This window comes from Alteromonas sp. WD8-37 (assembly GCF_055326825.1).
This window is the reverse complement of sequence record NZ_JBUZOV010000004.1, coordinates 304,402-310,401: the sequence shown is the minus strand read 5'-3', so window position 1 is coordinate 310,401 and position 6,000 is coordinate 304,402. Positions and strand designations below refer to the sequence as shown.

Genomic DNA, 6,000 nt, shown 5'->3' with positions numbered 1-6,000 from the left:
AGTATCAAGGACACAGACATCGAAAGAACTCTTTGCAAGGTCGATAGCAATTACGTTAGATTCAGCCATGTATGGACTCCTTTTAGAGGTTGTTTGGCGATAACCAAAATACTCCTCCGGGGGGGGAGGAGTCCATACATCGCGAAAGTCGGGATCTCCCTAGGTTACCACCTTAGCGAACAAGGGCGGCCACGGGCAGGTCATGGTGGCAGGCCGCGGTTATCAACCAAAATACTTCCATCTCATTGCGTTTTGGCATAACGCCGGGCTGGATAGCGATCACTGAAATCAATACACTGGAAATTAACCCACTTTCACACAAGGATCTGCCAGTGACCTTTAACTTCGATAATCCGCCTGCTCGTCAGCACACGCACTCATTTAAATGGGAAAAATATAAAGGCACCGATATCCTGCCGGCCTGGGTGGCGGACATGGAATTTCGATGTGCTCAGCCGATTTTGGATGCCATCAGTGAACGGGTTGAGCATGGCAACCTGGGGTATGTGTTGCCCGGCCAATACACCCCGGCGATTGCCGCGGTGCAGCGTTGGCTGCGTGACAAACATGACTGGCATATCGAACCCGAATGGCTGGTGTGGACACCCGGTGTGGTACCAGCCTTCAATGGCGCCTGTCAGGCCTACTGCGAGCCAGGTGATAAAGTGATGGTGCAGGTACCCAATTACCCGCCACTACTGGCAGCCCCCAAATTGAACCAGTTAGAAAAAGTGGCCCTGGACACGGTTACGCAAAATGGTCGCGCCACGCTGGATTTTGAGCAGCTGGCCCGTGAGGCGGCAGACCCGCGCTGTAAACTATTGATCCTGTGTAATCCGATGAACCCGGTGGGCACTGTGCTCAATCAACAAGAGTTGGACCGTATTGCTGAGATATGCCGGGCCAATGATGTGGTGTTGTGCTCTGATGAAATTCACTGCGATCTCATCCTAGAGCCTGGTGTGCGCCATTTACCCGTAGGCCGCGAGCCCCAGTTAGCCGAACACAGTGTAACCCTGATGGCCGCCAGCAAAACCTTCAATATTGCCGGACTGGGCGCGTCATTTGCCATTATTCCGGATAAAGCCCTGCGCCAGCGCTTTGTCAGCGCGTGCGCCGGCATCGTGCCCTGGGTTAATCAGCTGGGCCTGATTGCTACAGAAGCCGCCTTTACCCAGTGTGATGACTGGCATCAGGCAGTGCTGCAGTATTTGCGCGAAAACCGCGATCTGCTGGTTAGCCGCATCAATCAGATTGACGGCTTGCAGGTACATACTCAGCCAGCGACCTTTTTAGCCTGGGTCGACGGCAGCGGACTGGATGTACCCAATGTGCAAAAATGGGCAGAAGATAAAGGGGTGGGGCCGTCGCCAGGCGCCGATTTTGGCGCCCGCAATCATTTCCGGCTGAACTTTGGCTGTAGTCGGGCCATGCTCAGCCAGATGCTGGAGCGGCTGGCGTCAGCCTAAGGACGCTAGCTTATATAAGCCCAGGCAGACCACAAAACTAACTACCACAATGCCCAGGATGTTGCTGGGCATTTTGTTTTTAAACGCGCCCAGTGTTCCGCGCCGGTTCATTACCACCAATAGGAAGATTGCTACAATTGGCAGCAGCAGGCCATTGGCCGCCTGTGCGAATAAAATGGCAGACAGCGGTTTGAAGCCGATGCCGGCGATGATCACCCCGGTGGCGATGATGGTCATCCAGACAGCCTTAAATGGCCGGCTGTGCAGGTCGGTAGACCAGTTCAGTGCGCCGCATACCGCATAACTGGCTGCCAGGGGGGCGGTGATGGAGCTGGTCAGGCCGGCCGCAAACAAGCCAGCTGCAAAAAACCATTGTGCAGACTCACCCAGCACCGGCTCCAGCTGTTTGCCCATGTTGGTGGCATCCATGCTGGCATCTTGATTGAAAAACGCCAGCATGGCTGTGGCCATCACCACTAAGGTGATGAGCCCGCCAAAACCGATGGCAAACACCGACTGACGGCGAGAGGCTTTGATCGCACTGGCCTTGTCTTCGCCGGCATAATTTTGCGCGGTCAGGCTGGCATGCAAAAACAAGTTATACGGCACAATGGTGGTACCAATTAAAGCCAGAATCATGGTGATGGCTTCACCATCCAGCTGCGGCGACAGCATTTGTTCGCCCATGGCCGACCAGTCCGGGCTAGCAGCAAATAGGGTGACAAAAAACACCAGCGCCATGGCCACCACCAGCAGCACTAGCACCGACTCAATCATCTTATACTTGCCGGTGTACAACAATAAGGCCGATAAGCCCCCTAAAATAATGGCCCAGTTGCCCGTCCCAATATTCCAAAAAGCATCCAGACCAATGGCGGCACCGGTCAGGTTGCCGGATTCATAGGCAGCATTGCCGATACCCACGGCAGCCACCACTAAAGCGGAAAAAAACACCTTGAGCGCCGGACTCTCACTGATGTCCTTTAAGCCAGCGGCCAATCCATTGCCGGTCACGATCCCTAACCGGGCAGCCATATCCTGTAGCACGATAGTGGCAAGAATGGAAAAAACCAGCGCCCACATCAAATGAAAGCCAAAATTGGCCCCTGCGATGCTTGCGGTAGTCACAGTGCCTGGGCCAATAAATGCCGCGGCGATAATAAAACCGGATTTGTCTTTTGCCATAGTCGGCCACCTTGTTTGGTTAAGGTTATTGAGCCTTACGCGCTGATAAGCGGCAAGGCTGGCGATTTTTGGGCTGCGGATGGTAAAGAAATCGGCCAGCCACGCCAAGCATCCGGCTCAACTTTTTTATGATTTTTTTAACAATGCCAGGTTTTTTAGGCATACATCGGCAATAACGGGCTAACTATTTTTCTGCTAGCGGTGCGTGCATAGGCGTACCAGACAGGTTACCCTCATCCTTATTTAAGCGTGTTGGAGAAGCCGGTGGCAACAACCCAGGATGCCTTTGACCAACTGTATCAGCAGCCACAGTTAAAGGCGATTTTACCGTGTAAATACACCGCTCGCGGCCTGATGACCGCCATCGGCGCAGCACCGGAGATCCCGTTACCCGAGCGCTGGATGCCCTGGTTTATTCGCCACCGCGAGACCGCCCTGAGCGAACAGCAGGTCGATAAACTGGCGGAACAGCTGATGTATTGTTTACGTGATACCTTGGATGCCATGCGCCAGGAACAGGTGCTGTTGCCTGCAGGGTTAATAAGCGGCGATATGCCCGGCGCTGACTTACAGGCCTGGTTGAAAGGCTTACTACAAGGCCATCAGCAGGTGGAATCATTATGGCAGCATGCCTGGGATCGGGCCCGCAATGCCCCTGAGCAAGACCAGGGGTTAGATCAGGAAGATCCGGCGCGCCGTCTGCAGCGCTGTTTAAAGTTATTTTCTACCCTGGCCGATGTGGAGGCCGCCTGCCAGGTGCGTAGCGCCAGCCAGGCCCGCACACTGCGCCAGCATATTCCGCAACTGATGCGACAATTACCGGGAATGGTGGGCGAGTATGTCACGCTGGCGGGGGAACTGGCGGCGTTTTTACCTAACCAGTTCGAGATGTATCAGGATAAACCTAAAGATTAGTTTTGGCGCGGAGAGGGGCGTTTGTCCAGGGTGCGCCTGGAGGTGGCAATAAACGCCTGGAGTTCTTTTTGCGCCGCTTCATACGCCCGATTCAGCTGGGCTGAGTCCGGCTCTTTAAGTAACGCCTGAAACGCCGCGTCGCTGCGGCTAAACAAGACTTTTAAACGTTCATTGTTCACTTCCGTGTCCTCGCCCTGGCTACTTGCGGTGGGCCAGCCACCGCTACTGCATGCATCTTGCATAACGTAGCAAATGTTTTGAATAAGGCTGTATTCGTCTTATCGGCTAAAAAGGTTTAACCACTGCCAAAATAATTACACTGAGCAACACCAAAACAGGTATTTCATTGATAATGCGATAAAAACGGGCGCTATGTACGTTTTTGTCACGGGCAAACTGTTTTACTAATTTAAATAAATAGAAGTGGTACACATATAATGCAAGTACCAGCAGCAGTTTTATGTGCAACCAGCCTGACACTTTGAACCAGGCCGAGCCATAGGCAACGATGAGCCATACGCCAAAGACCCCGGTTAGCACGGCAAACGGGGTCACAAACCACCACAAGCGGCGTTCCATTTGTTTAAACTGAGCATGCACCGCCGGCTCGCTGGATTGCGCGTGATACACAAACAGCCGGGGCAGATAAAATATCCCGGCAAACCACGCCACCATAAAAAACACATGTAAGGCTTTAAGCCATAAAATCGACATAGTCAGTCCTGTTAATACTGAGTCCGTTGCAGCACACCCTGGAGGATACTCCAGGTGATGACACCGACAATGTTACCGGGCTGCGAATCATAGATATACACCGCACCGTCGCGGGCATTTTTAAGTTTTTCGTACACTTCATACAAGGTGCACTGGCTGTTGAGGCCAGTAATGGTGGTGTAATCCAGCGCACTGGCATTGTGTTCCAGGCTGACATCGTACTCCACCAGTTTAAATTCGGTTTCCAGTTCGTGTTGGATCTTCTGGAGCACGATGGCTGATGGATGGTCGGCCAAATAGCTTTCAATGCTTTCGGTGGGAGCATCCACAAATAACTTGTACTGATTCGTCATGGCAGCCAGCACACCGGTTTTTTCCAGCGCTTCGCGAATGGAGGTGATGGCGTAGGGCAGATTTTGATAATCCAGCTGCCGGATAAAGATAGAACGGTTGCCCAAAAACTGGGTAGAGGTGACATACGCCGGCACAATGACCAGCATCGCCGGTAAGATAATTTGCGGGCTGTAAGATAGCTCCATGACTGCCGACAGCGCTGCCAGCGGCGCGTGCAGCACTGCGGTGAGCATGCCCGCCACGCCCAGCAACGCAAAGCTGCTGGTGTAGTCGCTGGTGGCGGTAATGGTATTTAAAGGCAGCAACAAAATGGCCCCGGCCAGCATCCCAATCACCATCACCGGGCCCATGATCCCGCCGGGTACGCCCAGGCCGATGGCACATACCGCCAGCACAAACTTGGCCGCCAGCAAGGATAATAAAAACCAGGTGTCGGGCTGTTGGGTGAATAGCACCTCAATACTTTCAAAGCTGGCGCCCGGCGCAGCGGGTAACCAGGCACTGACCAGCCCGGTGATCAGCGCAGCCAGCACCAAACGCCAGATCATGCTGACCGGGCGAAACAGGGTCATAACCCGCATCAGCTGGTTATTAAACAAGGCTGCTAACGCGCCTAACACCACCCCCAGCACAATCAGATACAGATACATCCAATGGCTAAATGGCGTGAAGGATAAAAACGACAGCTCGTTGATTTCACCAAACACCAGCCGGGTGAGTACCGAGCCACAGGCCGCGGCTAGCATCACCGGTACAAAGATATGAATTTTGTATTCGCGCAGCACCACCTCCATCACAAAGATGACTGCGGCAAAGGGGGTATTAAACGAGGCCGAAATGCCGGCCGCAATGCCACAGCCGGCCAGGATTCGAATGCTGTTGTAGGGCAGGCGCAGCCACTGGCCCAGGTAGCTGCTGCCAGAGGCACCGATATGGACCGATGGGCCTTCGCGACCCACCACAAAGCCGCCGGCCAGCGCAAACATGCCACCAAAAAACTGATTGATGGTAGTGCGAAAGGGCACATACCCGTAAAACATTTTGACCCGGTGGATCACAAACGGGATCCCCATGCGGTAATGTTTAAAGCCGGTCAGGTACGCCACCAGTAAAATCAGCAGCACGGCCACCACCGGCACCACAAGACGCGCCAGCCAGGCCTGAGAAAACCAGCTGGCCGCCTCGGCCAGCCAGAATGCTGACAGCCACTCATAGCACAGCCGGAACAAGATGATCAGGCCGGCTGCAATGGTTCCGCCACAAATCCCCAGCAGACAAACCAGTACAGATGTTCTAGGATGAGCAAGTTCTTGACGAAAGCCATTCAGGCGCATGACATAATCAGCTGTAAGCAGAAAGAAAA

Annotated in this window: 6 protein-coding genes; 2 read left to right on the top strand and 4 right to left on the bottom strand. The window is 53.7% G+C overall.

The genetic code is table 11. From position 1 onward, the window contains the following. The first annotated feature begins 332 nt into the window (after positions 1-332). Positions 333-1,469, top strand: coding sequence for a MalY/PatB family protein (locus tag ACTUJZ_RS12075; RefSeq protein WP_463636569.1), 1,137 nt, complete (start codon positions 333-335; stop codon positions 1,467-1,469). Here ACTUJZ_RS12075 and ACTUJZ_RS12070 read toward each other — a convergent pair. Then, on the bottom strand, positions 1,461-2,654 hold the full coding sequence (locus tag ACTUJZ_RS12070; protein ID WP_463636568.1) for an Nramp family divalent metal transporter: 1,194 nt from the start codon (positions 2,652-2,654) through the stop codon (positions 1,461-1,463). The two genes, ACTUJZ_RS12075 and ACTUJZ_RS12070, sit on opposite strands and share 9 nt — an antisense overlap. 264 nt (positions 2,655-2,918) lie before the next feature. On the opposite strand from ACTUJZ_RS12070, the gene ACTUJZ_RS12065 reads away from it, so the two are divergent. Further along, positions 2,919-3,569, top strand: a complete 651-nt coding sequence (locus ACTUJZ_RS12065) for a UPF0149 family protein (RefSeq protein WP_463636567.1) — start codon at positions 2,919-2,921, stop codon at positions 3,567-3,569. On the opposite strand, the gene ACTUJZ_RS12060 is transcribed toward ACTUJZ_RS12065, so the two are convergent. Genes ACTUJZ_RS12060 through ACTUJZ_RS12050 form a run of 3 tightly spaced genes read right to left on the bottom strand, consistent with a single transcriptional unit; the run spans position 3,566 to position 5,971 of the window. Beyond that, positions 3,566-3,811: a hypothetical protein gene (locus ACTUJZ_RS12060; RefSeq protein ID WP_463636566.1), complete on the bottom strand. Its 246-nt coding sequence runs from the start codon at positions 3,809-3,811 to the stop codon at positions 3,566-3,568. The genes ACTUJZ_RS12065 and ACTUJZ_RS12060 overlap by 4 nt on opposite strands. Positions 3,812-3,854: 43 nt before the next feature. After that, on the bottom strand, positions 3,855-4,283 hold the full coding sequence (locus ACTUJZ_RS12055; RefSeq protein ID WP_463636565.1) for a CopD family protein: 429 nt from the start codon (positions 4,281-4,283) through the stop codon (positions 3,855-3,857). Between the two features lie 11 nt (positions 4,284-4,294). After that, positions 4,295-5,971, bottom strand: a complete 1,677-nt coding sequence (locus tag ACTUJZ_RS12050; protein WP_463636564.1) for a chloride channel protein — start codon at positions 5,969-5,971, stop codon at positions 4,295-4,297. Positions 5,972-6,000: the final 29 nt, after the last annotated feature.